Below are 26,368 nucleotides of genomic sequence, written 5' to 3' on the forward strand. Positions count from 1 at the left end.
GATAAAATATACTCGCTGTATTAATTTTAAACAAGTTTTGAAACTTGTTTAAAATATTATTTAACCGGGGTTATTATGGGAGAAAACTATAGAATAGCTTGGGGTCTTACGCTAGCAAAGATTAAAAATATAAAGCCAACATGGAAGTTAGGTTTGTTGCGGTTCATCGAAAGAGGGGGCTTTGTTGATGGATTTGATATGGAGAGTTTTTCTCAAAAAGCACGACTGTCACCATCAAGCTCGAAAGCTTTGACAAAGTTATTACTAGGTCAAAACAAGGTAACTGAGATTAGGTCACGTACGTTTGAACGTGGCCGACCTAAGTCATCGTTTAGATTGAATAAAGAGTTTCTTTTGGAGTTGCAGGGGAGCTATTCTCAATACCGAACCATCCTCGGAACAGAGCCACCTAAATGGAAGGTTGAAAGGTTTATTAACACTCTAAGCCAGTCTAATGGCTTGAAGGATGGAGAAGTGATGATTTTCTTAGTGATGCTCCTACACTCCGATACGCAGGGACGCATATATGGAATGAGTCAGACTAAGCTTGAACAGTTTACAGGGCATGTATCCGGCTCAAAGGTATTGAGAAATCAATTATCTGGATTACTAGATAAAAAATATCTGTATCAAGTCGCGCCAGGGGTAAGTGGCAAAGTGTTGTTTGGTAGATGTACTGGCATCTACGAAGTGAAAATGGAGCTTCCTGATTTTGATGCAGCAGCGTTATCTCGGCGTGACTGTTTTGATGTTCGTAGCCTCTACCAAATAGTATTTTGTAACACCCGCCGAGATGAGGGGATGCTAGTGGCTATTCGCTTCCCTGACACATATGTACGCGAATTTTGTGGTGAGGATGCGCTGCCGTTTAGTGACGATTTTCGTCATTTTATGTTGGAATCCCACGGCGTGGGAGTTATTCAAAGGCTACAATTTGTTTTTGATGAAATGATGGTAGCCATGCTGCACAGTGGGAAAGGAGCAGCAGAAAAGGTCATCAAGGGTTATATGCCTCTCCGAGGTGGTGTGGATGAACGGTCTTATGCATTCTTAGTTGACCTGTTAATGAGTGCTGCAATGAGGGTTGTTGAAAAGCTTAACGATAAAGGGCTTGTATTAGAAGAGGGAAGCCCCGGTGTTTTGCTACGTATTGGGGGGGAGGATGCTTTTTCTTCTCCGCCCAAAGATATGTTCATATCAGGTGCATCTTTTCATTCGACACCTAATCAGTAGTTTTTTACATCGCTCCTTGTTCCTTTGCATGACGTTAATGCAAGCTATATAGGAACAAAACTATGAACAAAATTATCACCTTAACCTCAGATAAGAGCAAGGCATACACCAAGTTAATGTTCAATGGTATACAGGTTAACTCAGAGTTAGGCGCATTGAATGAACTTTGCCTAGAGCAGATATTTGATTTGTATGACCATTGCGATGAAAAGTTTTCTAACGTGATGGCTGTCCATTTTTCAGTGAAGATGATATCGAACTGCGATGTTGAGCAAACTAAAGCTATTAAGGCCTTTTTCTATTCTCTTCGAAGCCAGGTCATCCGTTACATAAAAGAACAGCAGTTAGGACCAAGAGATATTTACTTATTCGGCGCCAAATCCTTATCGAAGGGTCAAGCAGGTTCTAAAACTAAACGTTATAAGCTCACTTTAATGGTTAACCCAAGACTATTCATCCGTAAAACAGGTAATAGGACTAAAGACACAGCAACGGGATTAAGTAAACTTAAAGGGATGATAGGGTATTGCTGGTCAAGGGCACTGCAGCTCCCTAAAACAGACTATTCTCTAGTAACACATCCCAATGGCAATGTGCAGTTTTTAAACCGAGACATTGATTCGTACCCGCATAGATTAAGGCAATTGAAATTCGAGCTCAGTGAGTTGGCGCTGCAACCAACTCCTGGCATGAGTAAAGCGAATGGCCTTTGCGTGCTTTTTCACGGCGTTTGCGCTAACAAAAAAAAATAAAACGACTTTCATTACCCCTATCTTATGTAAGAGTTATCCCCGAGTTCTTACCCAGCAACTAGGTTTACTGGTTGCTGGTTACCATCCATTGACCAATGGGGTATCTATTTAGTAGAGGAGTACGTAGTACGACTTCCTTATTTCTTTTTAGTCATCTAAATAAGCTAGCTAGGAGCCCCTTACAGGGCTCCTTCTATCAGTTAATTGTATGAGGAAGTTAAACCAGTTAATCAACCAGCTTGTCTCTCAAGATGTTGATGGTGTTTTAAATTACATACTCACTCCTTGTTGTGTATCCCACACACAGGAGAAGTGAAATGAGACTAATCAAACTTCCAGAAGTAATGGAAAAGACCACTCTAAGCCGAGCAACCATCTATCGATTCATGTCTGAAGGGAGGTTCCCAACTCAAATTACGTTAGGTGTTAAATCAGTCAGTTGGATTGAAGAAGAAATCGACCAGTGGATAATGCAACGCCTGCAGCATCGCAAGACTTAGGAGGGAGAGTTATGAACAGGAGGAAACATTTACTGACCCCACATACTCAAGATTCATTTAAAGGCTTGCCTGTGGTCGAGACGATGCATAGCCTTGCAACCGAGAACTTATCAATAATCAAACAAAGTATGGACCATGCTTTACATAGGCATCCAAATTTACTTGTGGTACCTGTCCGATTGACAATTCCTATTAATTGCAAAAAAAACATCGAGCAATGTTTTAACTCTCTTGCGGTACGAATCCATAGTGCAACGCATAACAAGTTTGGCGGGTTTAGACCTTTCTGTAAGGTTCAGATTATCTATGCAAAAAAACTAACCGATACTCGACCAATATACAGGGCTGTTTTTTTACTCAACCTAGAAACTTTTAAACCCTCGGATTTCGCCTGGATTAAACAAATCATTGGTCTTTGTTGGCAAAAAATTACTTGGTGCCCAAGCTCTGCCATCGGGGCCTTTGTTAAGGTTGACCAACAACAGGTGAAAGTACTTAAAGCAGGAGAGGAAAACTATAGGGAGAGAATAGAGGAGCTATTTATGTTTCTTTCAATCATGGCCGAAATGCCCACCTTAGGCCCAATGAAAAGTGAGCATAAGGTGGGTATCAAACAGGGTTGGTTGGCCAGTAAAAAGCAGCTGGCTTAGCGGCTCGGAAAATGGTCAAGTGAAGAGGGTGGATTGTAGCCATTATTGGCTAACCATTGGGCAAAGGCTGAAAAAGAGTTTTGCTCTGCGTGAAATGTTGAGCGTTGAGCAGACTCGATGGTATCGAATCTTATAAAGCGAACCGGGGAGTCAGGTTCACTTTCCTTTATTAGAACCCCACTGCATTCGTCATCAATAATTACACCTACAGGTGTCGCCATATAGCGTGCGTCTCTAGTGGTTAGTTTTACTTGCTTTTGATGGTAAAGGGCTTCGTTAATTGTGTTAAAGGATTTTGACATGCTCAACTGTTTTGTCGATATGTGATTGTCCACGAGATGAATACGTGACAGCCAAAGAAGCTCTTTATGTTTGTGATGGTGTTTGGAGTAGTAATGCTCTGCATCGTTATAGCTTTGAGTAAATGACGAGCTTATTTCCTTGGGCAGGATAGGGTTTAAGCAACGCATGGATAACAGCAGTAGTGCTGTTTCTCGGCTTTTTAGCCGAGCTGAGCCAGTTAGAATCTTTCGATAGCCATAGGGCTTGCTACGCTCATCTTTCTCTACATCAAAGTAATGAGTGATGATATCCAATGAGCGTTGTATGGTTCTGGTCGAGCGATGTATGCCACGTTGTAGCAGCTTTTGATGAAGTTCTCCTAACGTAATTTTGTAGCTGCTTGGGATGAGAGTGTAAAGCTCCAATATCAATTCAATATGAGCCGAGGCTTGCTTGTTTGGGCTGCTTTTCATAGTGACTTCCAGTCTCATGTATCGACCGCGAATGCACGAAGCCCCACCCAGTGGTGCAGGGCGTTATATTGCGGTAGGTGTTGTGAAACTGGGCTGGTGGCCACACAGCCCAATGAGGTTATTTCATGAAGGTGATTTCAAGCTTGTTGGTTAGTGGGTATTTCGCCACTTCATAGTCTGGGTTTCTCGTTGCAAGGTTATGAGCAGCAATAGCCGCTGAGGATGCTAAGCCAAATAAGGCGGCAGGGCTGAATGTAGAAGCCATGACCGCTTTTCTTCCTGCCGTGTAGATTCGACACGACAGACCTTGTCCTTCTATATGCGATTCAAGGCGAGTAACCGTTCGGCTGATTCCATCAACATCGGTTAAGGTGAACGAGCGTCTTTTAGATATGAGTTCACGAAGTTTTTCATCGTTTAGTTCTGAGTAGCTAATGACGTCCATGAAGTATCTCCTGTAATTGAGTAGGTTAAGATACGGATGGCTAAGACAAATAATGTCCAATGCAATTTGGGGCGGAGTTGTTGACTAACAATTGCGACTGACTTCCTACATGGGCAATCAATTAATCTGCCTTTACCGATATCGAATCAAACGCGTCCATATCGAGATAACTAAGAAAGTTGCTTTCCCATAATGTGTAGAGCTCGATGGCATCTTGATTGCCTTTGATGGTTTTCCACCCCAGAAACACGGAATAAAAACAGCCATTGGCAAAATCAAAGTCAATGTCTCTCGCCAGCTCTGGGAAGGTGTGGCCTTGATAGGCAAAATCCGTTATGTACTCCAATTGCCAAACAGTGCGTGATGTGTTTTGTTGGTCCAACTTGCTCAGACGTATTTCTACAGGGTGGTAGCCACCGTCGTAGGGGGTGTAGCTGGTATCTTTGAAGTTAATCGTTACCGCGAGTTTTGAGTGACATTTCTCTAGCTCACTCACCTTGTTGATTAAATAAGATAAAAGTAACGGGGAATGTGGGAGTGGAGTTAGGGCGATAGAGTGCTCTACCTTTTCTTGTTTTTGGTTCATATCCGTTGTCCTTGAACTGGTGTAGTGAAGGTGCCTGATACGCAGAGTGTCAACTCGTCAAACTTCTTGTTTGTAATACTCTTGGCTAGCGCATTGCTGAAGCTGACCAATAACGAGAGAGCACTTGGCTCTAGCAAATTGCATTGCAGAGTAAGGGGTTGATAAATCCACCCTCGTTTTAAGTTGAAGTACAGGTCCATATCGAGCTGTTTATCGTTTTCATCGATAAAGCCAAAGCTAGCGATGACGATGATTTGCCAAGGTGCAGACTTAGTGGCTCGCTCCAAATGAATTTCTACAGGTGGATGGCCCAAGCGTTGGGTGTAAAAGCTGCGCTTTCTTAGGTTCATAGCGAGTCGCTTGGCATCGGTTGGAATATCCCAGCGCTTGAGTTGATGGCTAAGACACGGGGAAAGCTGTTCGCTGCTGAGCAGTGATGTGCTTGGATGGAAATGAATATTCACAGTAACCCCCTCTCGGCAAAGGAGACGCACTCTTCACCAGTAATAATGTGGTCGAGCACTCTGACTTCGATAACGTTTAAAGCGTCCACCAGCTTCGTTGTGATGTGTTTATCTGAGGTAGAAGGCTCAGCCACTCCTGATGGGTGATTGTGCGCCAGAATGACGGCTGCGGCGTTATTGGCTAGGACTTTCTTGATGACTTCTCTTGGGTAGATGGATGCTGCGTCTATTGTTCCAAAAAACAACTCTTCGTATTGGATGAGGCGATGCTGATTATCAAGGTACAGCACCGCAAAAACTTCTTGTTCTTTGCTTGCAAGCTTGAACGCGACAAACTCTTTAACGGTGTTAGGACTAGTGAATACATCCCCCCTTACAAACTGCTCTTGGAGGATACTTGCGGCAGCTTCTAACACTTGATGACGAGTGACTGGGGGATTCAACGGGTAAGGCTCTAGGGCGTGTTGGTTCATGATGCTCTCCTTTGAGTTCATCACGATGATATGAGCGTGAAATTTCTTTTAATCCGACTCTAAATAACCAGATTTTAGGCACACATTATTCAGGCGAACACCAACCAACAGAATGAGGTAAAGAATGAAGGTTTATTCAGAGCAGCAGCTGGTTGATGCTGTAAATCGAGGTGAACATTTCTTGGAAATTGAGGGGGATTTAGCATCGGGAGTGATAGCTATTCGGGGGGTGGGATTAAGGCAATGGCTTCTGATTTTTGCGGCTTTAATGTCTGTATTAGCTGTTAGGTGCCTCGCACGCCAGCCTGCACCACCTTTTTCAATTGTATCAATGCTCGGGTTTGCCCATACATCTACATTAATCAAGCTTTGTTGGCTTTCCGGTGGGGCGGGAATATTGACCGCGCTAAGAAACTATCGACAGGTTAGGAGAGGCTCTCGAGTTTTAGTCATTCGCAAGTATTAACTGTGAGTGGAGTTTGTACTTATAGATACTGGGTCAATGAGACGGTTCGGGACGTATTGAGTACTACTGAATCAAAAAATACACAGGGCATCCTTAATATGTATCAGAGATAGAGAATACGTTATGAAAATACTGAGGCTTCAAGAAGTGATTCACAAAACCTCACTTAGCCGCTCGGCAATTTATCAACGAATGAAAGATGGAAATTTCCCCAAGAAACTCAACTTGGGTAGGCGCAGCGTTGGCTGGTTAGAAGAAGACATCGATGTGTGGATTTTGAAAACAATAGCTGAGAGTCGAGCTCAATCCTCATTGGAGGTATCAATTGCTTAGCTAGGTGGAGATTTAGATGAAAATTATTAAGTTGAAACAGGTTTTAGACAAATTGTGGTTTGGAAAAACCAGATTAATGCGACTTATCGAGAGAGGAGAATTTCCAAGGCAAATTAAACTTGGTGAGCGTGCTACAGGCTGGCTGGAAAGCGAAGTAGATCGCTGGGTAGCAGAGCATAAATCAACTCGTATTGCTGTTCAGTCATTAACCGCTAGCCATGTCATGCTTAATCAAGTGTTTCGGCAATAAGGAGAAAGATATGAGTCTTGGAAGTGGTTCGATAATGTCAGGGAACTCCATAACGCAAGGTTACCGACTCATTCGTTTGGACGAAGTGCGTGATATTGTGGGTCTATCTAGAGCTACGATTTATCGGTTTATAAAGCAGGGAGACTTTCCTAAGCAAATTAGCCTTGGAGGCAGGGCAGTTGCCTGGGATGAAAGAGAGGTTTTTGACTGGGTCGAGCAGAGGTTGATGCTGCGCTAAAGTGATGGAGTAGTACCTAGCGTGAGCTAGGTACTACTCTGGTATGTTATTTTTTTGACTGATTGTTGGATGCCACTCAGGGCAAAGTGTCTCCAAAACGCAGGCAGAATTAAATCAGAGGCTAGAATAAATTTCTTCAGGAGCGCGTGAACGCGTGCTCAATAGTAAACAATAGAAATAGCTACTATGGAGGATAGATATATGGCAAAAGGCAAAAGTAGTGGACGTGGACCATCAAGCCACCCTGGTCCAGGAGGAAACTGGCCGTCAACAACAGGTAATAAATCAGGTGGTGGACGAGGGGTGGCTACTCCCAAGAAAGGATAATTAGAAGGTAGGAGAGGGCCTGGTTCCAGGCCCTTTGATTGAAATGAAAGAACTACACTACCGTTTTCCAACTATAGGAGAGGTTGTTCGAGAGCTTTTCAATGCTGCCGGTATCCTCCCTCAGAAGAACGATGAAACTTCGGTTGTTGGAGGCGAGAAACACAAAAAGACTATACAGAAAAATCTTGCGCGGTTAGCGAGAGAGAGCTCTAAGATTGATAACCAATTAGAGGATTTATTAAGTGTTTTCGGTGAAATAGTGTTCGAGTTAGTCGATGACCCTCGAGTAACATTAGCCATAATGGCGTCAATTGAAGATGCTTTGGACCAATATAGAGACCTTGTCCGCCTCGATGGAACATATCTGTCTTTTCCCGAGACAATTAAATGGGTAGTTCAGCATCGCTTAATAGATAGGGTATTAACTTCATTATTTAAAAACTCGTTGGCGTTCGACGTTAATGCATCAGGTTTATCATTACCTGAAGACAAGTTTTGGTGGTTGCCTGATGTGAACTTTGACGCCAAGGGAGCAGCAGTTCAGTTTCCAATAACAAAAGTGTGGCAGTGGATATATAGCTCTCAGGGGTTATCACAGATAAGGTTTCACAATCCGGCGCAGGGTGATATTTCATATCAGACAAACAAGCAATTGGTAGAAAAATACAAGCGTTATGAACGGAACCTTGAAAATGCACAAAGGTGGACCTCAGATCAGCAGCTACCTAGTACGCATGCTCTCAGTAAAGCGCTGAATGATTCAATCGAAGCTTTGGCCGAGACTAATGATGAAAGATTTAGTAGAGATGTTACTCCAAATCAGATTAGTGCTTATCGAGTAGGACTCTTGCTGGGACGATTTACAACATATTGCTTTAAGTCTGTTCAAAGCGCTTATGGCGATGATTATTTGTATCAACTCGTTATCGGTTTTAAGAAACAGTACCGTAGGTTTAACAGAGAGACATGCCACTATAGGGTGTTGGTGCAAGAGCGTGTAAACAATATGGATGTTCTGGCGCTTGAACGACAAGACTATTGGTATAGTGCGGTAATGGAGTTGTGGTGGCTTAGGGCTGATAAAATTAAATGGGGCTCCCAAGGCATCAACTATAAACTGGACAGCAAAGGCACTATCCGCATCGCGCAGTTCAGGAAGTTGATAGCTCATATTGGGCCTGTCATGACTTATAGCTTAGTGAAGCATCATGAGAATCCGACTAACGACTTGGTGCCTAGTGATTTTCCTCGGCTGCTGGATGAAGGGCTAAAACTCAAGAGAAAAGCAACGTCATTAAGTGAAATTGATGAGTATAAGAATAGAGTCGAAATTGCTGAGCTCGGCAAAATGCTCTGCTGGCTGGTGGAATGGTGTAAAGCTATTTTCCACTATAGAAATGAAGACTATCAAAATGCACATCCTCATTTTAAAAGAGCCTTTTCTTTAGCGCGTTATTCGGCAGGACAGGAGCAATACTTGCTCGTTAATCAATATATTGAAAGCAGCGCTAAAGCCGATAATTACAGAGAGTTCAAAAAAGCCATTGCGTGGGCAAGCTATCTTGGAATCAAGGTTCGTTGGTTGCGAGGAATGGAAGACCCTGAGTCTGAAGATAGCTTGCGTACAGTATATGCGTTAATGAAGACTGCACGGTACTGGCAGCTATGACCACTTAATACGAAGCCAATGATTGGAAGAATGGATAACCGCCATATCTAATTTGAATTGGTACAAACCACCAATGTGTTTGATCTCTTTTAAGCTAGAAGTATAAGTATTGTTTTAGTTCCTCAAAGTTCGCCACAATAATCTGCTGACCTTTAGGATTCGAATCCAATACATTAATATCGATATTATAGGCATCGAGAACATAGCGAACCAACGCAGCATTGGTTGGTATTGTGAGTGTACCTTTTTCCATACCGTAATCATGCTCAACGACATTGGCTTGAACTTCTGATAGTCGTGGGTCAGGCTTTAAATCAACTGTGAGGGGAGTATTCCATAACTCGTCATGCTCTCTTCCTTTTACTCTTTTAGCCTCAAGGCATGGAATGCCTCTTATACGGCTGAGCACAAAATCACGATAATCATTCGCATGTTCACAATAGGCCCGAACATGCCAGCGTAGAGGTGTGCAAACTAGGGTATGTGGAGAGATAATCCGTTCAACTTCAATTCCGTCTTTGAGTGATGTGTAGCTTATATCGACACGTTTTTTCTCTCGTATAGCCAGTACTAAAGGACGCAAGACTTGTGGTGATATATTGCGAGTCACAGGGTGGACCATGGAAACATTTTCAAAACCCATATCCAGTTCATTAAAGGTCACAGCCATGTCTTCACTGCGCGCTAGAATATGAAGATATTCATCGGCATGTCCACTTGTTAGCTGTGGAGCAAAGCTGTCACTTGGCTTATAACCTTTTAATTGCTTGTCATAAACGAGGTTGCCAGGTGCCACCTCAGAGAGGTAAGAGTTGATATCTTTCGATGCTTGCTGTCTGCCAATACCAAAGCTCTTAATCAGGTGATTGGTCGTTAACCGTCCTTCCCATAGTGCGATGACTTCTATCATTCTGTAGCGGAACAGTAGATCCCAACGTATTGGCCATTTGCTCATCATCTAACTCCTGTCTAGTTATGCGACGTGTGTATGTATTCAGTATTTACCTGTCGTCATTGGCGTCATAATATTGTTGGGACTGAAAATCGTCAAGAAAGTAACCAGAACAGCGTAACGCACTTGCGGGTGGCCTTTATGAATTACATTAACAGCGATAACAAAAATGGTTTATGGGAACTTGCGATTAAAGGCATCGAAGGTCCAATATTAGCCAGTGATTATCTGGGGCTTTATGGCTCAACACCTGATGAAGCTCGTACAGCATCTATAAAGAAGAAAATTGTAGTTCATAGCGCGGAAGGTGAAGACTTTATTAAATGTGGTTATTGTGGGCTCCCTGTAAGGTATCGAGCACGAAGTGCGACTAGTAGAGCTGCTTTCTATCATAAGCATATTCCGGAGTTGGATGAGGTAGATTGTCCATTTCACAGTGACTACCATGGTGATTTTGCATTTACTGAAGCTGAAATGCATGAAACTCAATGGCACTTTCGCACAAAGCACTTTATTGCCGGTACATTGAGGGAATCAGATCAGATAAAGCGTGATTCTATCCAAGTAGAAAAGTTTGTCTTTACAGAAAAAGGCACTTCCAAAAAATGGCGCAAGCCGGATATTTACTTTGAAGACACCAATGGTAATCGATTCGCGATAGAGTTGATTCAAGGTTGGTTGGACCCAGAAATAATCCATGCTCGCGAGCACTTCTTCTTAGGGGAAGAGATCAACCTGATTTGGTTGTTTAGTGAAGGTCGAAGCGATTCTATTTTCTATTACATCATGTACGGTACCGCCTTAGAGGCTCACCCTGAAAGTTTTGCGGAGTTTGAGAGCAAAGTGAAAGACATCCAATGTAATGCCTTTGTTTTCTCTCAAGAAGCGTTAGATAAAAGCCAAGAGAGTGGAGAGTTCTACTTCGAGGCACATTTCCCCGAGTTTGATTTTAAGTCAACAGAGCTTTTCTTAGAGATGAGCTATGGGTGTCAAATGGTGGTTTTGAGTGACTTAATATTGTCTCCAGAAAGGCTACCATACGCAATCAATACAAAAGCTGCTTTGCATGGAAAACAACAAGAACTGTCAGCTGCTATACAGGAAAAGGCTCAACGAGAGTCTCGGCAGTCAGTTAAACGAATTTATCAAGTGCTCGATCAGATTGCTTCTTGTGGAGAGAAGGGTGAGCTTTCATCGTTATCACTGACGCATTTATCAGATGAGATAAATGAATGCTTTGATTATGTATTACAGGAGTATGATGAACGGAGCTCCTTACTTGAATTAACTCGTCAAACAATCGCCCATGAAAGAACTAGGCTTGAAGAGCGACAAAGGAAAGCTCAGCGTATAGAGCATGCCAAGGAGCTTAGAGGGTTACGGCATCAATTGATTTATGCCCGACAAGCGCTCAAAGAAAGTATTACAATCCAAGAGCTAACAAAGCTCAGATACCATTTGGCAGATGTAGCGAGTAATTACTGGAGTGTTATATCTAGTGATCTTTCTTCTAGCGTTTGGGAGCGTTATTTGAATCTCCTTTTAGAAAGCATCGGACAGCAAACAGAATTGCGTGCCAAAGATTTACCTCAACCGATGGCTCTTTGGAGAATCACTAATGATCTTCTCAGCTACTCACTTGAGAAACGTATGCAACTTTTTGAATCTCGTAGTCTATTGGCAATCGAGATGTCGCAACAGCAATCAGCGTACTTAATCTATAAGTCTCCTTCAGACATCAAAATGTTTGAAGAGAAGTTGAATGAGATTAAGAACAGGACCAAAACACAGTTTTTGAATACCAATTGGAAAGATTTGATGGGGAACTGGACCCCTGATTCTACCTATCGAGATTCAATCGAAAGGGCGGGGTTATTGTTGCGTATTGAAGATCCATCAGAGCTTGAAGCTAAGGAACAAGATTGGGTTGAAGAAGCCTTAAATATGTTCGTTGAACGATTAGTTGTCTTGATTAATGAGCACTATAACAAAGCATTCGTAAAAGTTTATGGTCGAGTAGATGTAGATGCATTGAAAAAACTATTGAACTTTTGGGACTGGTTGGATGACGGACTTTATATTTACAATCAACCTGAAGCAATAAATAGAGCTCATCAACTAAAGCAATATTTACTGCGCAACGACACTTCAGCAACAGAGTGGAAATAGCATCATGTATGAACATAACTCTCTTCCCGTCGGCACAAAACTCAACAACACCGAACTATGCGAAGTCTTCGGTTGTAGCCCACAAGGTGGGATGCGTCGCTCTCATAAAACCAATACATTGGTCATTGTATCGAACCATATCAAGTCTATTTATGATGATCGGTGGGTAGGGGGCGTTCTCCACTATACTGGCATGGGTTCTAAAGGCGATCAAAGCCTGACGTTTCAGCAGAATAAAACGCTAGCTGAATCGAGAACCAATGGTGTCGCTGTTCACTTATTTGAGGTGTTTACGGACCAAGAATACACCTATGTTGGCGAAGTCGCTCTCGACGGTGAACCGTACTCGGAAACGCAAGATGATGAACAAGGTAATCCAAGAAGAGCATATATATTCCCTCTAAAGCTTGTAACGGGTGAGCGCCAGGTTAGAAAAGAAGATCGCGATAACGTTGAGAGTGTCCGAGTTCGTAAGGCCAAGAAATTGACTCTTGAGGAGCTTCAGTCTTTGGCGACAAAAGGTGGAAAAACCGCTACACGGTACCAACAACAATCCACCAGCTATGAGCGAAATATTTGGGTAGCAGAACTGGCTAAACGCCTTGCTAAAGGTCAGTGCCAACTTTGTCGACAACCGGCGCCATTTAAAAATGCGAAAGGCGAGCCATATCTCGAGACACACCATATTGTTTGGCTCGCCAAAGGTGGAGACGATACGGCTGAAAATACAGTCGCATTATGCCCCAATTGCCACAAGAAAATGCATATCGTAGATGACGCAAAGGATGTTGAGGTTTTAAAATCTCGTAGCAATAAATTATTAGAAGAGCTAAATCAATGAGTAAGAAACACATTGAAGTCGTTGCGGCTGTACTGAAAAATGAAGGTGAATTCCTAGCCGTACAAAGAGCGCCATCGAAGCTAGATTATGTTAGCGAAAAATGGGAGTTCCCTGGTGGTAAAGTAGAACCTGGAGAAACGCTTGTTGCAGCCATTACCAGGGAGCTAGACGAGGAGTTAAGAATTGCCGTTACTGAACCAAAGTTTTTGTTGACGATTGAGCATAGCTACCCTGATTTTGATATCACCATGCATTGTTTTGTTATTGAGGTACCAACGCGCGAACTTGAGCTTACAGAGCATATTGACTCTCGTTGGTTATCCATAGACCAACTTTGGGATGTTGATTGGGCTGCGGCCGATATACCGGCCGTTGAAAAACTCCAGTTTACGTTCTGAAGGATAACGAAAATGGATCTAAAAGCAGGCTGGGATGGGACTTGGCAAGACTTTCTTTCTACAGACAAAGCTAGTTTTCTAGAGTCGTTAGTATCTTTCCATCGTAGTTTGAGTTGGACGCAAGATCTCGATCCTGCGCAACGCTACGCATGGGAAACTGAATACGATGTAATGACGTCTACCCTTAATCACGTTATTACAGAAACTCAAGTGGAACCAGAGAAGTGCTGGATAGCCTTTGAACAAGAATTGATTGGTGAAGGCGGAAAACGAGCGGCGGATGTTAACCTAGTTACTCCAGCTGGCGAATTGTTTGTAGTCGAGTTCAAACATAAGCAAGAAGCCTCTGAATACGAAATTCTTCGAGCAAACTCTGATTTGCAAACAATGCGACGCTATCACAGTGAATCTATCGACCTAGTCGGTCATGGCTTTGTTGTTCTCACCAAACCTGGTGCTAAGCCGTTCCAACACCCAAATGTTGTGTGTGACATAGCAGAAGATGGCCTGGCCCCCCAGTTAGCTTCACAGCTTATAACGTCATTAAGTAAACCTAGTTTCTATAATGTACTCCAGTGGGCAAAAGGTGAGTTTTATCGCCAGCCAAGCATATTGCATGGCACTGCTCAGGTCTTTTTCGACGCTAAAATACCTACGTTAAAAACCTCAGCCGGTGAAAATATTGACCAGGCACGTGCGGCACTGTTAACGCTTTACCAGCATGCTAGGGATAAGCAGCAAAGATATGTTGTCGTTGTTCATGGGCGCCCTGGTGCCGGTAAGACGTTACTAGGTATTAGTTCTGTTGCAGAAATTGCACGCAGCGAGAGCGTAAAGCAGAGTGAGCCTATTTTTCTTTCTGGTAATGGACCTCTCGTTCAGGTCCTGCAACATACGTTAGAGTACAGTGGTAAACAGCTAGGCAATCGGATTGTAGATAAGGTCATTGATGGTCGAGTGATGATCCAAGATCTGCTCCCGTTCAAGAAGGATCTGAAGCGCTCACTAAAATCACGCGGAGAGACTTTTGTCGTATTTGATGAAGCGCAGCGAGCGTGGGACAAAGCAAGCCCTAGAGAATCACAATCACCATCTGAGTTGATGCTGTTTTGTAATTGGCTTGCTCGTCAACCGTTCGGGGTACTGGTGCTTTTGGTGGGGGATGGCCAAGCGATCCATCGCAATGAGATGCAGTTAGAGCAGATGCTAGCAGACCTAGATGCAGCAATAAGAGCACAAAACGGCAAAGTAGTTCCCATCATGCCATCGCTTCACGCTGATAAAATGCAGCTCATTACGCCACTCAAGAAAGAAGTGTATAACCTCAAAACGCCCATTCGGCAGGCCTATACGGAAAGTTTAGACAAGTGGATTGAAGCGGTTCTATCTAACAATCCTGACCAAGCACAACAAGTCGCTTTGGACATTCAGGCTGACTATCCATTACGACTGACTAAAAACAAGCAAACTGCTGAAACTTACGCTCTGGATTTACAACAAACGATGCACGAAGGAAACAAGCTTAAAGACGCCTTTAGAACAGGCTGGTTGATGTCAAGCCAAGGTGGCAAGTTTATTGAGGAAGTCCAGAAAGACAAATACAAACCAGGTAAACATATTGGTCCTTGGTACGTTGAGCCACCAAGCTCTAGAAATTCATGTTGCCAATTTGGAGCGGCTTGTACTGAGTTTAGTTGTCAAGGTTTAGAACTATCACTTGCTCTGTTTAACTGGGGACAGGATATGGTCTATAGGAATGGAAAGCTGGTGGCTGAAGACCGGCGCCAGTACGAGCATTACACCGAGGGTAGTTACAGGGTATTGCTCAGCCGCGGGCGTAGTGGTTTGGTCATAAAATGTGATGACCAGGAAACTTTTGAATACTTAAAGCTGTGTGGCATGAGGGAAATTTGAGAGGCTTTCATTAAGTGTATATTAGATTTAACAAGAGTAAGAAAGCTCGTAAAGATTCAGTTAGCAAACAAGCGCAATTGTACTAGCTTGATCGAATGGCGTAATCGTCAGATAACAACAAATACAGCTATTACTGCCCAGCACCCGCTTCTATATTTGGATAGAACTCACTTATACCTGTTGTCTTTATTATCTAAGTTGGGGGGACCTAGCTTGTTAGGGTGGAACTTGATTCCATAAGTCATAGGTTGATTTTGGACTTTGTTCGATCCTGTAAATAATTCTGTGTAACCGTCGGGGTTACATGTATTCACCCCATATGTCTGCTTTGCTACGAAAGAAAATAGCACCTTAGCTCCCGATAGTGGAAGCAATCGTCTATAGCTGTGAACTGAACTTTATTAACTCATATGCGATGCCAACCGAGAACACGTCATATCGTAACTTAAATCAGGGATACCAAATTTGAGAGCTCACAATAAAATGCATACTACACAGATAGCAATGAAATTAGTATATTATTGATTTCTTCAGTCTTTGTTTCCCCCATTCATAGTGTGGAAGGTAGTTATTAGGTACCTAAAGACATTTGAGTATTTTATTAGTAAGAAAGATGTGTTGGCTGTTGTGTTGTTGGCTTTGCCCCACATTTAAGTAAGAGATATCCATTAAGGAGTGAGTGTGAGTAGTGGTGAAACCAAAAATGCAGCGCTAACAACCGCTTTAGCATTTCATTACCAGGTGCTAATCGGCTTGAACAAGTGTTTTTTACTTGAAGATAGTCAGTCGGTTTGGTTCGAAAAAGATGGTGATGTAAGCCTCCTTTCAACTGATAGTTTGACATCCACACAAATCGAAGTAAAAGAATACGCTGCACCACTCACTGATCACCATGAAAACCTTTGGAAAACACTTAAAAACTGGCTTGCTGCTGATTTTGACCACACCAAATATGGCGCTTTAGTCCTACACACTACACAAGCGTTTGGTTCGACAACTCGCCTTAGGGACTGGAACATACAGAATAAAGGCCAACGCCTGGAAGTACTAAAGACGATTTTTTCTGAACGTACAGCAGAACAACTTAACGCCGAGAAGCTTCCAGAGGTTATCAAATTACAGAAAGCCGTAATGGGATCTGATGAGTCAGTACTTGAAAGTGTTCTTGATAAGGTCACGTTATTTACAGAAGCTGACAATGGTGCAGAGCTGGAAAAACAAGTGCTCTCAAAACCAGTGGGTATTCCGAAGAACAATCTGAAAAGTTATCTTCATGGGCTTATTGGGTTTGTATACGCACAAGCAACACAGCAATCTTGGTGCATTAAACACAATGACTTTTCGGCAAAGTGCGAAGAGTTAACTGCGCTACTTTGTAAAAAAGAGTTCACTTTTCCTGCTTTTGAAGGGTATGAGGCGTCTGAGCTGGAAGTGAAGTCACTCCAGAATAGGTCGTTTGTACAAAAAATTGCTGAAATTGAACATCATGAAATGATACCAGATGCAATCGGTAATTGGCTTGAGTTGCAGAACTCGCTACTTGAACAGTTGGATGAATACCCTCTTTTTAGGGATAAAACAGTTGCTTATCAGAACCAGTTGGTCAAAAAATATAAGCTTGCCCATTCAAGTGCTCAACTTGAAGTAACGAATGAAATTAAAAGCTCCAAATTGCTTTACAACAAGACTATAGGCGAGCAGCCGCTGAATATGGGCAGTGATATCCCGCCTATTGAATACAAAAATGGCCTTATACACGACGCCATGGATGATGAAGAACGTGATTTAAGATGGAAGGTTGAGCTATGAGCAGTATTGCGGACGCCTTATATGAGTTGAAGTACAACCCTTTTGAATATGGCAAATACATTGCCTCGTTTTACACGGCCATGGGGGAGTCTGAACATAACCTTTTACTCGCCCCCTTGGTTATCCCACTTTGTAGCCATCCGGTTTTTGGTAAGAAAGTTTCTAGTGCTGTATTTGGGGATAAAAAACAAAGCTCGATTTGGTCTATTTTCAGCGATCGAACCAAACTGTTTGATCTTCAAGAGCGAATCGATGGGTTTCAGGTGTTAACTGAACAATGCGTCCAATATTGCTTGATCAATGACTGGTTATCCATAAATGAGCAACGTTTGTCCCTCTCTACATGTGATGGCTCAGGTTCAGCATTTACCCGTCAAAAAAGTGCGGAGAAGTTAGGGCGACTATTTAGCGGTCACTCAGTGATTGAGATTTATGCGTTTTTAGGAGTGAAACCTAGATGAAAACATTAATTCATGAGATTGGTGTTATTGATAAGCAAGGAAATAAGCACCCGGTTAGCTTTAAAAAGGGGCTAAATGTTGTTACTGGTAAGTCATCGACGGGTAAGAGCGCCTTAATTGAAATCTTTGACTATTGCTTTGGTAGTGATGAAAACACTGTTCCTAAAGGCGTTATTACAACAAATGCTGCGATCTATTATGTTGCGCTAGCTGTCAATGGACAAGAGATGGTGATTGCTCGTGATCCTGATATGGCGACAAAAGCCTTTTTTCGTCGTCAGGAGTCGTTCAATTCTGATGATCTTGCTCGAGACTATTTCAGTATTCACTATTTTCGGCCGCTAGGTGAGTTTAAGAAGCATCTAAGAAACTTTTTCTTGGATATAGATGATGTAGATGAGTCATTAGTCGCCAGGGCTAATCGGCGCAATAATGCTAAGGCAGCTACACCATCCATACGTAGTTTTTCATCGTTTATTCTTCAGCATCAAAACCTAGTAGCAAATAAACATGCGTTGTTTTATCGGTTTGATGAGAAAGAAAAGCGCGATCAGGCAATTGACCACACAAAAATATTCTTAGGCTTAGTGGATCAAAAGTTCTTTCATTTAAAGCAAGAGAAAGAACGCTTAAGTGCCGAGAACAGGAGATTGGAGAGGCAAAGAGAAACAAACAAGCGTACTTCAGAGAGATTTAAGCAAAATGTCGGTCCGGCTTTGAAGCAACTCTATGCTCTGATGGGATTTAAAGAAGAACCATTGCCATTGGAGAAGGTGCTACGTCATCCACAAGATGCCAAGGAGCAATTTGATAGCATCATAGTGCCCGAAAGAATAAACCATAATTCAGACGCTACTACACAACGATATATTGAGCTGAAGTTGGCACGCAACAAAAAGTCTGCTGAGTTAAGAAAGCTGCATCGCCAAGCCGCGTCAATTAATAAGCATATTCAAGAAGAAGAGCTTTTTGTAGATAACATAAAGCAGTTTAGCTCGCCTGGGCATATCCACATATCTGCTTCAGTGTGTCCGTTTTGTCACACTGAAAAAGATAGCCTTAAAGAGAGTGCAGAAAAACTGCAGCAAGCCATCTTGAAAGTGTCAGGCAACCTTGCTCAAGCACGCCCTATGAAAGCAAAATTTGAATCATCTTTGGTTGACGTGAAACGCAGTACCGAGGTAGTTGGTAGCGCACTGACTGAATTAAACAAGCAAATAACGGAAATTGAGAAAACAGAAAAGAAGATAGCAGAACAAAAGAGCCTGTATGAGAGTATCCTGATGCAGAAAGCTAAGCTATTCATGCTTCTTGACACTCTCAATATGGCCGACGATGAAGAGCTTGAAAAGAAAATCACAGAGATTGCTAAGAAGCTGAAAGGTATCAATAAGGATCTGAAACAGTATGATGTTCAAAAGGGACTCGAGCGCGCTTCGTCTAAGGTCAATGAATATATGGCAGAAATCGGCAGCCATTTCGAGTTTGAAGCCAGTTATAAGCCTATCAATCTCCACTTCTCATTTGAGTCGTTTGATCTCTATCATTTGACCCCTAGCAATGAAAGGATCTATCTGAGGTCAATGGGCAGTGGTGCGAACTGGCTCTACTGCCATATAACTTTATTTTTGGCATTACATAAGTACTTTGTAGAGCTTGGCGATAAATGTGCGATCCCGTCAGTTCTGTTCTTTGATCAGCCGACGCAGGTTTATTTTCCGAATTTTAACCGTGACAACTCTCAGACTTTCGAGGAGCAAAAAGATCGAGAAGCTAAACAGCGGACGAAACAAGAAAGGCATGTTGATGAGGATATTGAAGCGGTTGAAAAACTGTTTAGTCAGCTTTCTATATACTGCAATGAGCTCGAGTTAAAATACGGATATAGCCCACAAATCATAGTTACAGATCATGCTGATGGTTTAACGCTTTCTAACGGGATCTCATTTGAGTCTTTAGTGAATGGGAATCGATGGCGCTCTAGGGGGTTAATTGAGCTCGCTTACGATGTGCTAGAGGGTGAAGAATGAAACTCAGTTATGTAAAGCTTTTCAATTTTCAGTCTTTTGGTTGTGAGCCAACAACGATTTTGCTCGCAGATATGACCTATCTGATTGGACCAAATGGTTCTGGTAAGACGTCAGCTCTGTTGGCTCTGAGTCGTATGTTCGGCTTTAATCCAGCTATGCGCAGAATTCAGCGTTCAGACTTCCATGTGCCAGTAGCGGAAGAGGTGCCTCCTGAAGAACGGTCGCTATGGATCGAGGCGGAATTCACCTTTCCAGAGCTGAGAGAGGGCGTTGATAACAGTACAGTCGCTCCGCACTTCGGGCATATGAGGTTGGATGCTCTTGACGGCATCCCAAGGGTACGCTATCGCCTTACTGCGACGATGGGAATTGATGGTGATATCGAAGAAACACTTGATTATGTACTGGAAGTAAACCCAGATGGTTCACCACAAAATAGTGCGAAAGTGCCACGTGGTGAGCGTAATCACATTCATGTTCACTATCTTCCTGCTAGGCGTGATCCTGCGGAGCACGTAAAGTACGGTTCCAATGCTATTTTGGGCAGAATGCTACGCTCTATTAAGTGGGATAATGAACGAGAAACCATCTCAAGACTAACAGAAAAAATAAGCGATAGTTTGGTTGGAAATCCTTCTATTTTGGCTCTAAGCCAAGGTCTTACAAGCACGTGGAACAAGCTGCACAAAGGCAATTTCTTTACAGACCCCAAGGTTACATTTGTCGCATCAGAGATAGAGGCTTTATTGCAACATACGTCGATTTCCTTTGGACCAGGGCATGATGAGGGGAGCGTCGATTTCTCTCGCCTTAGCGATGGACAAAAGTCGATGCTTTACCTTTCCTTAGTACTATCATCACAAGCAGTAAATAAGGCAACACTCTGCGGTGAGGATGCTGCATTTGACCTAGAAAAGCTTAAGCCACCAGTTTTTACTATCGTTGCGCTAGAAGAGCCCGAAAACAGCCTTTCGCCGCACTATCTGGGTCGTATAGTGAATGCGCTAGTGGATATGACGAAAGGTGGTGATGCGCAAGCACTGATAGCCACCCACGCCCCTTCTATGCTACGTCGTGTTAAACCTGAAGATATTCGCTATCTGCGACTTAACTCTGCGCGTCACACTCAGGTGAAACATATTCAAATGCCGTCCACAACTGATGAGGCGCACAAGTTTGTCCGACAAGCAGTACAAGCCTTTCCAGAAATATACTTCTCCCGCTTGGTCGTATTAGGTGAAGGTGACAGCGAAGAAATAGTCCTTCCTAGACTCCTTGCAGCGAAAGGCATACCGGTTGATGAATCTGCTATCGCCGTCGCCCCACTGGGTGGCCGACATGTAAACCATTTCTGGAGACTTTTGTCTGCTTTGGAGATTCCTTATGTGACCTTACTCGATCTCGATGTAGCTCGATACCAAGCGGGATGGGGGCGAATTAAGTATGCTTCTGACCAGATTGCCAAGTACTCTGAGATGAATAAGCTCCCAGATCGCTTTTTCCCTTTACCAAAGTGGAATGAACCGCAGATTCCAGTAAGAACACACCATTTTTTCGACAATGGAACTCACAGCATTTTTCAAGAGTTGGAGTCAAAAGGAGTCTTTTTCTCTTCTCCGATGGACTTAGATTTTGCAATGTTGCTTGCCTACCCGAGGGCTTACAACGTAGTTGAAGAAGTTGCAGAAGATTCAACCATTAAAGCTGTGTTGGGCAAAAGTCATTTTAATTCAGCACAATATACTCCTGATGAGTTAAAGCTGTTTAACACTTATCATCAGCTATTTAAACTAGGAAGCAAGCCAGCTTCACACATTGAAGCCTTTGCAGAGCTATCTGATGCAGAAATACTCGAAAGCATACCTGAATCTATTAATCGTTTAGCGCGTGTAGTCAAAGAGTGTCTAGAGGCTATACCAGAATGATAGCGATAGACTCTTGGAGGCCTTCTGATGGTTTACAGCTGGAACCCAATGCATACACTGCCGCAACAGAGCAACATCAGTCCTTGGCTCTTACTGCAGGGCCTGGAGCAGGAAAGACAGAAATGCTGGCTCAAAAAGCCGATTTCCTTCTGCGCACAGGTGTATCAAGATACCCGAAACGGATTCTTGCTATTTCGTTTAAAGTCGATGCTAGTAAAAACCTTAAAGAAAGAGTGCTTCAACGTTGTGGCCCTGAGCTTGGTTCCCGTCTCGATAGTTATACTTTTCATGCGTTTGCTAAACGCATTGTTGATCGATTCAGGCTGGTACTCACTGGCAATGATGCGCTCAACGTCGGTTATACAATTGGTGAGACTAAAATCCCCCATCAGCAGATTTTGTTTCTTGACCTGGTCCCCTTAGCAATCAAAATCCTTCAGAGCTCAGAAATTGCCAGAAACGCAATTAGACAGACATATTGCGACGTGTTTCTCGATGAATTTCAGGATTGCACGAATTTGCAGTACGAGTTAGTTAAAGTAGCTTTTCTAGGAACAGGTGCTCGCCTTACGGCTGTTGGTGATACTAAGCAAAAGATCATGGGCTGGGCCGGCGCTCTAGAGGGAATTTTCCTGCAATTTTCTAATGACTTTGGAGCCAGACCACTGAACATGTATCGAAACTTTCGATCTCAGCCAGTATTACTGCGCCTTCAGAATGAGATAATACGAACTTTAGATCCTGCATCCGTTATTTCCGATGAGCAACTAACTGGCCTCGAAGGTGAAGTTCAGTCGTTGCACTTTGACACTTGTGTTAATGAAGCTGAATGGATCGCTGAAACAGTCTCACATTGGATCGGAACTGAATGCCTACCCAGGTCTGAAATAGCCATATTAGTATCCAAGCAACTCGATCTTTACGCAGCCCCACTTATGACTGCTCTGGAGGCTCGTGGTATCCCTTATCGCAACGAACAGCAGATGCAAGATATCACCACTGAGCCATTAGCCCGACTCATTGTTGATTACCTTCAATGCCTCTACGGGGAGCGTTGCCCCGGTGCCTGGAGAAGCCTGTCTAAGCTCCTAACACCATTCGAGGACGAATATCCCCAATCCAGTGGTAGGCCATCATTTGGTCAGTTTATTCGACAGCAAAGGCGAGAAATTGCACAGGAAAACATTGAAGGAAATAGGTACTTTTCTTGGTGGGAGAGGGTTCGTTCTTTTCTTATGTTTGTTGGTATTGAGACAGTTACATCGCTATCTCCAGATTACGAGTCAAAAGATAGGCTTAATGAAGTGGCCTCCGAAATTCATGCCCACATAAATAAACTAAGGACTATTGAGGCGGACTTATTGGGCGCGATAAGTCGCTTCTCTGATGACCAGGCAGTTAGGATTCTAACCATCCACAAAAGCAAGGGGCTCGAATTCGATTCAGTTGTCATGATGGCAATTGAGAATGAGATTTTTTTCGGCGATCAGGATGCAAATCGCTGCGCCTTCTTTGTTGGCGTTTCACGTGCCAAACATAGGTTAGTCATGACCAACACAAGTAAAAGAGAGAGGCCTTCGGGATTCACGGGAAATTGGAGGGAAGACCGCACACCACAACAAGAATACCTAGGGTACGTTCAACAGAATGAAGGTTTTTTAGGTTGAAGCTACGGATTAAAGCGAGTGAACGTAAAGCTTGTTTATTAGCGTGATATATTTTTTGTCAATGCGTATAACTAGATCCCGGTACCTTTTCTGACTGTCCGAGTACTGCAATCTTTTTGTTTCAAATTTCCTTTGTTTAAATTCTACTGTTGGCTTCTTTGGTTTATTGAGAGGCTACCATTGTCGGTGTTCACTCTGGGTATTAAAGTGGGCTCTTATAGAGCCCATTTAAACTAAATATATGTTTTACAGATACAGTCTTCTTCGTATCTATCAGATACTGGCGAAAGGTAGTCGGTCAAAGAGTCAATTTCGTATTGAGACAGTTCAGGCTTTATTTCAAGTAGTTTTCCTAAAGATCTCAAGGCCATATCGAGCATAGTCGAGGTAGCGTAGACTCGAGTTTCCTTATTCTCTTTCAGTAGAATGAGTTCTTTCAGAGTAGTTTCTTTTCCCAAACGCAGATTCCCTCTAATGTAGTTACAGTTCAATTCGGTATTTTCATTAAGAAGAAAAATACAAGCGTCAACCACATTCAGAATTAATTCTTTTTTAATTCTTGCTTGGTGTTGGTAGCAATGAAAGTGTTGTTGCAGTTTATCAGAGTAATTTTGCATGGTTTTAAGGCAACTAACATTTCCCCCTAGATTTCTCGAAGTCGCTTTATAGTTGCTAGCAATAAAGTAATCTAAGGGAGGTATATTACTTTCGCTCTCTTTTTTGAAGAGTCGCCTTATAAGGTTTGTGTTGTTTTTTGTTGTACTTTTAGCCCAATCATACACCCTAGGGAATAAGTAGGTGTGCAGCCAGTGATAGGTAAACTCTGCATCCCAGGCTTTTCTTTGGTTTATTTCTACTGGGTTTCCAGAAAAATCATTCAAAGGTTTCCATTCAAGTATTACATTATCATTGAGCATTGAATCACTAGGTTTTGGATACATGATTAGGTGATATCCAAAGTCCAAATTTTCAGTGTCACTACCTACAACAACTCTAAGGCAGCTTGGGTCTGATTTAAAAATGAAGTCAGAGGTGTTGCCATTCGCTATGTCATGATCATAAGTGTAGTCAATGATGGTGTTCCATAAGCTGAGTTTTATTTCGCAGAGTGTGACCTTGAAATCTCCATTAGAACGTTTAAATCGCTTTGTTTTGAATTTTTCTTCAATTTTCTTACTACCGTCTAGATAGTAAGAAAAGGCTTGTTCTAGAATCCAGTCAAGATCGTCTACTTCATTCTCCGCCAAAGTTAAACGAATATTGGCTAATGACAAATAGTATTTAGCCTCGCTTTTGTACAGGTAGTTGCTATCACGAAGAGAAGAGGTATGAGCCTTGACTTGCAATAAAGGAATCAATGCCTCGCCATCAATACTAAATGTGGTTCCATGTAGATCTCTTCTTGCAAATGAAAAAATACCACCAGCTTTTATTCCTTCTTTCTCGGTTGGTATTATTAGGTCAAGTTGGCATGTGTTATTTTGTATATGGACTATGTTATTGGAAATATTAATATTTTCCACAGGAAAAGAGTAGGGGTAGAGATTTTCTGAAAAATCTTGATGGCAGTATCTTGCGGCGATGGTTTCTCCCCAGAACATACTAGTAACTTTAAACGAGTTTTTCAGTTTGGCTAGGATGGACTTTTGGTCCCATATTGCGCTTCTAATCCCAAGATAATTTAGCTTTTGTTGGGCTTTATGCCACGAATCCACTAGCTTTGTATCAGAGCTGAGATCGAAAGTGGTTGCCAAGATATACATAGAAGTTTGATTTGAAAACTTACCTTCAATAAAACTGTCAACCCATTTAGTGATATTGTCGGCAGTAACTTTCTTGTATCGCTTACATTGCATTACAAAGAACTTTTCGGAGTTCGGTATAGTTGCTTTTACGTCGATGCCTTCTTGTTTCTGTCCACCTCTTCCATAAATCATTACATCTGATACTTCAATATTACCAAAGTTGCTTTCTTCAGACGCAAGTTTTTGGCATAGGTCTTCAAAGTAGTTCCATGACATGTCAAGAGGTAAGGAATTAAGCTTTATATCTAACGGTATTTTGGCAAGTTTCACTTGCCATTCGTTTCGCTCTTCTGGAGTCATAGGTCACCTCTTGGATACTGGTTGTGTGTACAGTATCAGGGCGTGTTAAACTAGGCAATCATCTTTTGACAAACCCAAGGTAAATTTTTTATTTGTGATATTGTTCACAAGTTTGCTGTGTATGACAGGGTGTATATTCCCGAAAGTCGACTTGCAATAAGTTACTAAATTTCAATGAGATAACCCGGAAGTTCGACTTTCTCACTTGCAGAAATACTAGGGCTTTTTCGCATTTAGCGTTATAAGGTTGAACTTTCCTCACAACCCCTCATTCCTTTTTAATACTTTATCGCTATATGCAATTAAGATGGTTATTATGCCTTTAGGGAAACTTTTGGGTATTTGCCATGGATGTAAACCTCTCTTTTTACGACGAAAATGCGGCTCAATTGGCTGAGCAGTATGACTCTGCTGATTTTGAATCCGTACATATTAGTTGGCGTTCATACTGGCCTCTATCTGGTAGTCGAGTGCTGGATGTAGGGGCAGGGTCGGGTAGAGACGCTCAGTGGTTTGATTCACATGGCTGTAAGGTTGTGGCTATTGAGCCTTCGGCAAGCTTTCGTCAGTTAGGCCAACAGCGCACCTCGCCAACGATTAATTGGGTTGATGCCCAGCTCCCAGATCTTCGTGCTCTAGACGCTTTATCTTATAGCTTCGATCTTATTCTTGTCTCAGCAGTGTGGATGCATATTCCGGTTCCTAAGCGTTATCAGTCACTTTGTTCTTTGGTGGAACGGTTAGCCGGAAGGGGCAGAATAGTTATTACCTTACGTCATGGTGCCTTCGGTGATGGCCGTACAAGCTATGGTGTCTCTCTTGCTGAGTTAGAACAAATTGCCCAACGATTAGAGTTAGTGGTTTGTCACGTTGAAGATACTGAAGATGGGCTATCTCGGACAGGGTTGACTTGGCAAACAGTGGTATTAGAAAAAGCATCATCTGTGTAGATAAAG

The 26,368-nt window shown here is 42.6% G+C and carries 26 protein-coding genes; 19 read left to right on the forward strand and 7 right to left on the reverse strand.

The genetic code is table 11. The features are described 5' to 3' along the window. The first annotated feature begins 75 nt into the window (after positions 1-75). The 4 genes from AAFX28_RS14200 to AAFX28_RS14215 all read left to right on the forward strand — a co-directional run bounded on the left by AAFX28_RS14200 (position 76) and on the right by AAFX28_RS14215 (position 3,135). The gene (locus tag AAFX28_RS14200; RefSeq protein WP_408688583.1) at positions 76-1,233 is read left to right on the forward strand and encodes a hypothetical protein; all 1,158 of its coding nucleotides are present in this window, start codon (positions 76-78) and stop codon (positions 1,231-1,233) included. Between the two features lie 62 nt (positions 1,234-1,295). Next, positions 1,296-1,985 (forward strand): inovirus-type Gp2 protein, encoded by a 690-nt coding sequence (locus AAFX28_RS14205; protein WP_408688585.1) that lies wholly within the window; start codon positions 1,296-1,298, stop codon positions 1,983-1,985. 317 nt (positions 1,986-2,302) lie between these two features. Next, on the forward strand, positions 2,303-2,485 hold the full coding sequence (locus tag AAFX28_RS14210) for an AlpA family transcriptional regulator (protein WP_408688587.1): 183 nt from the start codon (positions 2,303-2,305) through the stop codon (positions 2,483-2,485). Between the two features lie 11 nt (positions 2,486-2,496). After that, the gene (locus AAFX28_RS14215) at positions 2,497-3,135 is read left to right on the forward strand and encodes an inovirus-type Gp2 protein (protein ID WP_408688588.1); all 639 of its coding nucleotides are present in this window, start codon (positions 2,497-2,499) and stop codon (positions 3,133-3,135) included. Here the strand turns inward: AAFX28_RS14215 and AAFX28_RS14220 are convergent. From AAFX28_RS14220 to radC, 5 genes are all read right to left on the reverse strand, one after another. After that, a complete protein-coding gene (locus tag AAFX28_RS14220) occupies positions 3,132-3,890 on the reverse strand; it encodes a hypothetical protein (protein WP_408688590.1) in 759 nt (252 codons plus the stop codon). The two genes, AAFX28_RS14215 and AAFX28_RS14220, sit on opposite strands and share 4 nt — an antisense overlap. A 118-nt stretch (positions 3,891-4,008) precedes the next feature. Then, entirely contained in the window at positions 4,009-4,335 is a 327-nt protein-coding gene (locus tag AAFX28_RS14225) for a hypothetical protein (protein ID WP_408688591.1), read from the reverse strand. Positions 4,336-4,456: 121 nt separating this feature from the next. Then, positions 4,457-4,921 carry a DUF2787 domain-containing protein gene (locus tag AAFX28_RS14230; RefSeq protein ID WP_408688593.1) on the reverse strand — a complete coding sequence of 155 codons (465 nt, stop codon included), beginning with the start codon at positions 4,919-4,921 and terminating at the stop codon, positions 4,457-4,459. Beyond that, the gene (locus AAFX28_RS14235; RefSeq protein WP_408688594.1) at positions 4,918-5,385 is read right to left on the reverse strand and encodes a DUF2787 family protein; all 468 of its coding nucleotides are present in this window, start codon (positions 5,383-5,385) and stop codon (positions 4,918-4,920) included. Before AAFX28_RS14235 ends, AAFX28_RS14230 begins: the two co-directional genes overlap by 4 nt. Next, entirely contained in the window at positions 5,382-5,858 is a 477-nt protein-coding gene (radC, locus tag AAFX28_RS14240) for a DNA repair protein RadC (RefSeq protein WP_408688595.1), read from the reverse strand. The genes AAFX28_RS14235 and radC overlap by 4 nt, the downstream gene beginning before the upstream one ends. A gap of 589 nt (positions 5,859-6,447) precedes the next feature. On the opposite strand from radC, the gene AAFX28_RS14245 reads away from it, so the two are divergent. From AAFX28_RS14245 to AAFX28_RS14265, 5 genes are all read left to right on the forward strand, one after another. After that, complete coding sequence (locus AAFX28_RS14245; protein ID WP_408688597.1) at positions 6,448-6,657, forward strand: AlpA family transcriptional regulator; 210 nt, start codon at positions 6,448-6,450, stop codon at positions 6,655-6,657. Between the two features lie 16 nt (positions 6,658-6,673). Further along, positions 6,674-6,907 (forward strand): helix-turn-helix transcriptional regulator, encoded by a 234-nt coding sequence (locus AAFX28_RS14250; protein ID WP_408688599.1) that lies wholly within the window; start codon positions 6,674-6,676, stop codon positions 6,905-6,907. A 10-nt stretch (positions 6,908-6,917) separates the two neighbouring features. After that, positions 6,918-7,145, forward strand: a complete 228-nt coding sequence (locus AAFX28_RS14255; RefSeq protein WP_408688601.1) for a helix-turn-helix transcriptional regulator — start codon at positions 6,918-6,920, stop codon at positions 7,143-7,145. A 201-nt stretch (positions 7,146-7,346) separates the two neighbouring features. Beyond that, positions 7,347-7,472: a hypothetical protein gene (locus AAFX28_RS14260; protein WP_408688602.1), complete on the forward strand. Its 126-nt coding sequence runs from the start codon at positions 7,347-7,349 to the stop codon at positions 7,470-7,472. A gap of 43 nt (positions 7,473-7,515) precedes the next feature. Next, complete coding sequence (locus AAFX28_RS14265) at positions 7,516-9,141, forward strand: hypothetical protein (protein WP_408688604.1); 1,626 nt, start codon at positions 7,516-7,518, stop codon at positions 9,139-9,141. Positions 9,142-9,235: 94 nt separating this feature from the next. Here AAFX28_RS14265 and AAFX28_RS14270 read toward each other — a convergent pair whose 3' ends face one another. Then, entirely contained in the window at positions 9,236-10,096 is an 861-nt protein-coding gene (locus AAFX28_RS14270; protein ID WP_408690878.1) for a helix-turn-helix transcriptional regulator, read from the reverse strand. Positions 10,097-10,234: 138 nt separating this feature from the next. Here AAFX28_RS14270 and AAFX28_RS14275 point away from each other — a divergent pair, with 138 nt between their 5' ends. From AAFX28_RS14275 to AAFX28_RS14315, 9 genes are all read left to right on the forward strand, one after another. Continuing rightward, positions 10,235-12,262: a hypothetical protein gene (locus AAFX28_RS14275; RefSeq protein WP_408688605.1), complete on the forward strand. Its 2,028-nt coding sequence runs from the start codon at positions 10,235-10,237 to the stop codon at positions 12,260-12,262. Positions 12,263-12,266: 4 nt separating this feature from the next. After that, positions 12,267-13,103, forward strand: a complete 837-nt coding sequence (locus AAFX28_RS14280; protein WP_408688607.1) for an HNH endonuclease — start codon at positions 12,267-12,269, stop codon at positions 13,101-13,103. Continuing rightward, positions 13,100-13,501, forward strand: coding sequence for a (deoxy)nucleoside triphosphate pyrophosphohydrolase (locus tag AAFX28_RS14285; RefSeq protein ID WP_408688609.1), 402 nt, complete (start codon positions 13,100-13,102; stop codon positions 13,499-13,501). The genes AAFX28_RS14280 and AAFX28_RS14285 overlap by 4 nt, the downstream gene beginning before the upstream one ends. Positions 13,502-13,513: 12 nt before the next feature. After that, positions 13,514-15,415, forward strand: a complete 1,902-nt coding sequence (locus tag AAFX28_RS14290) for a DNA/RNA helicase domain-containing protein (protein WP_408688611.1) — start codon at positions 13,514-13,516, stop codon at positions 15,413-15,415. A 681-nt stretch (positions 15,416-16,096) separates the two neighbouring features. Further along, on the forward strand, positions 16,097-17,224 hold the full coding sequence (locus AAFX28_RS14295) for a hypothetical protein (RefSeq protein ID WP_408688613.1): 1,128 nt from the start codon (positions 16,097-16,099) through the stop codon (positions 17,222-17,224). Next, positions 17,221-17,685 carry a three component ABC system middle component gene (locus tag AAFX28_RS14300; RefSeq protein WP_408688615.1) on the forward strand — a complete coding sequence of 155 codons (465 nt, stop codon included), beginning with the start codon at positions 17,221-17,223 and terminating at the stop codon, positions 17,683-17,685. Before AAFX28_RS14295 ends, AAFX28_RS14300 begins: the two co-directional genes overlap by 4 nt. Then, positions 17,682-19,715 carry a DUF3732 domain-containing protein gene (locus AAFX28_RS14305; RefSeq protein WP_408688617.1) on the forward strand — a complete coding sequence of 678 codons (2,034 nt, stop codon included), beginning with the start codon at positions 17,682-17,684 and terminating at the stop codon, positions 19,713-19,715. The genes AAFX28_RS14300 and AAFX28_RS14305 overlap by 4 nt, the downstream gene beginning before the upstream one ends. Continuing rightward, positions 19,712-21,640, forward strand: coding sequence for an ATP-dependent nuclease (locus tag AAFX28_RS14310; RefSeq protein ID WP_408688618.1), 1,929 nt, complete (start codon positions 19,712-19,714; stop codon positions 21,638-21,640). Before AAFX28_RS14305 ends, AAFX28_RS14310 begins: the two co-directional genes overlap by 4 nt. Further along, a complete protein-coding gene (locus tag AAFX28_RS14315; RefSeq protein WP_408688620.1) occupies positions 21,637-23,307 on the forward strand; it encodes a UvrD-helicase domain-containing protein in 1,671 nt (556 codons plus the stop codon). The genes AAFX28_RS14310 and AAFX28_RS14315 overlap by 4 nt, the downstream gene beginning before the upstream one ends. Positions 23,308-23,540: 233 nt before the next feature. Here AAFX28_RS14315 and AAFX28_RS14320 read toward each other — a convergent pair whose 3' ends face one another. After that, a complete protein-coding gene (locus tag AAFX28_RS14320; protein WP_408688622.1) occupies positions 23,541-25,412 on the reverse strand; it encodes a hypothetical protein in 1,872 nt (623 codons plus the stop codon). A 347-nt stretch (positions 25,413-25,759) separates the two neighbouring features. Between AAFX28_RS14320 and AAFX28_RS14325 the strand changes: the two genes are divergently transcribed. Further along, a complete protein-coding gene (locus AAFX28_RS14325) occupies positions 25,760-26,362 on the forward strand; it encodes a class I SAM-dependent methyltransferase (protein WP_408688623.1) in 603 nt (200 codons plus the stop codon). Positions 26,363-26,368 lie beyond the last annotated feature (6 nt).

This window comes from Vibrio sp. TBV020, from assembly GCF_046056895.1.
Taxonomy (GTDB): domain Bacteria; phylum Pseudomonadota; class Gammaproteobacteria; order Enterobacterales; family Vibrionaceae; genus Vibrio.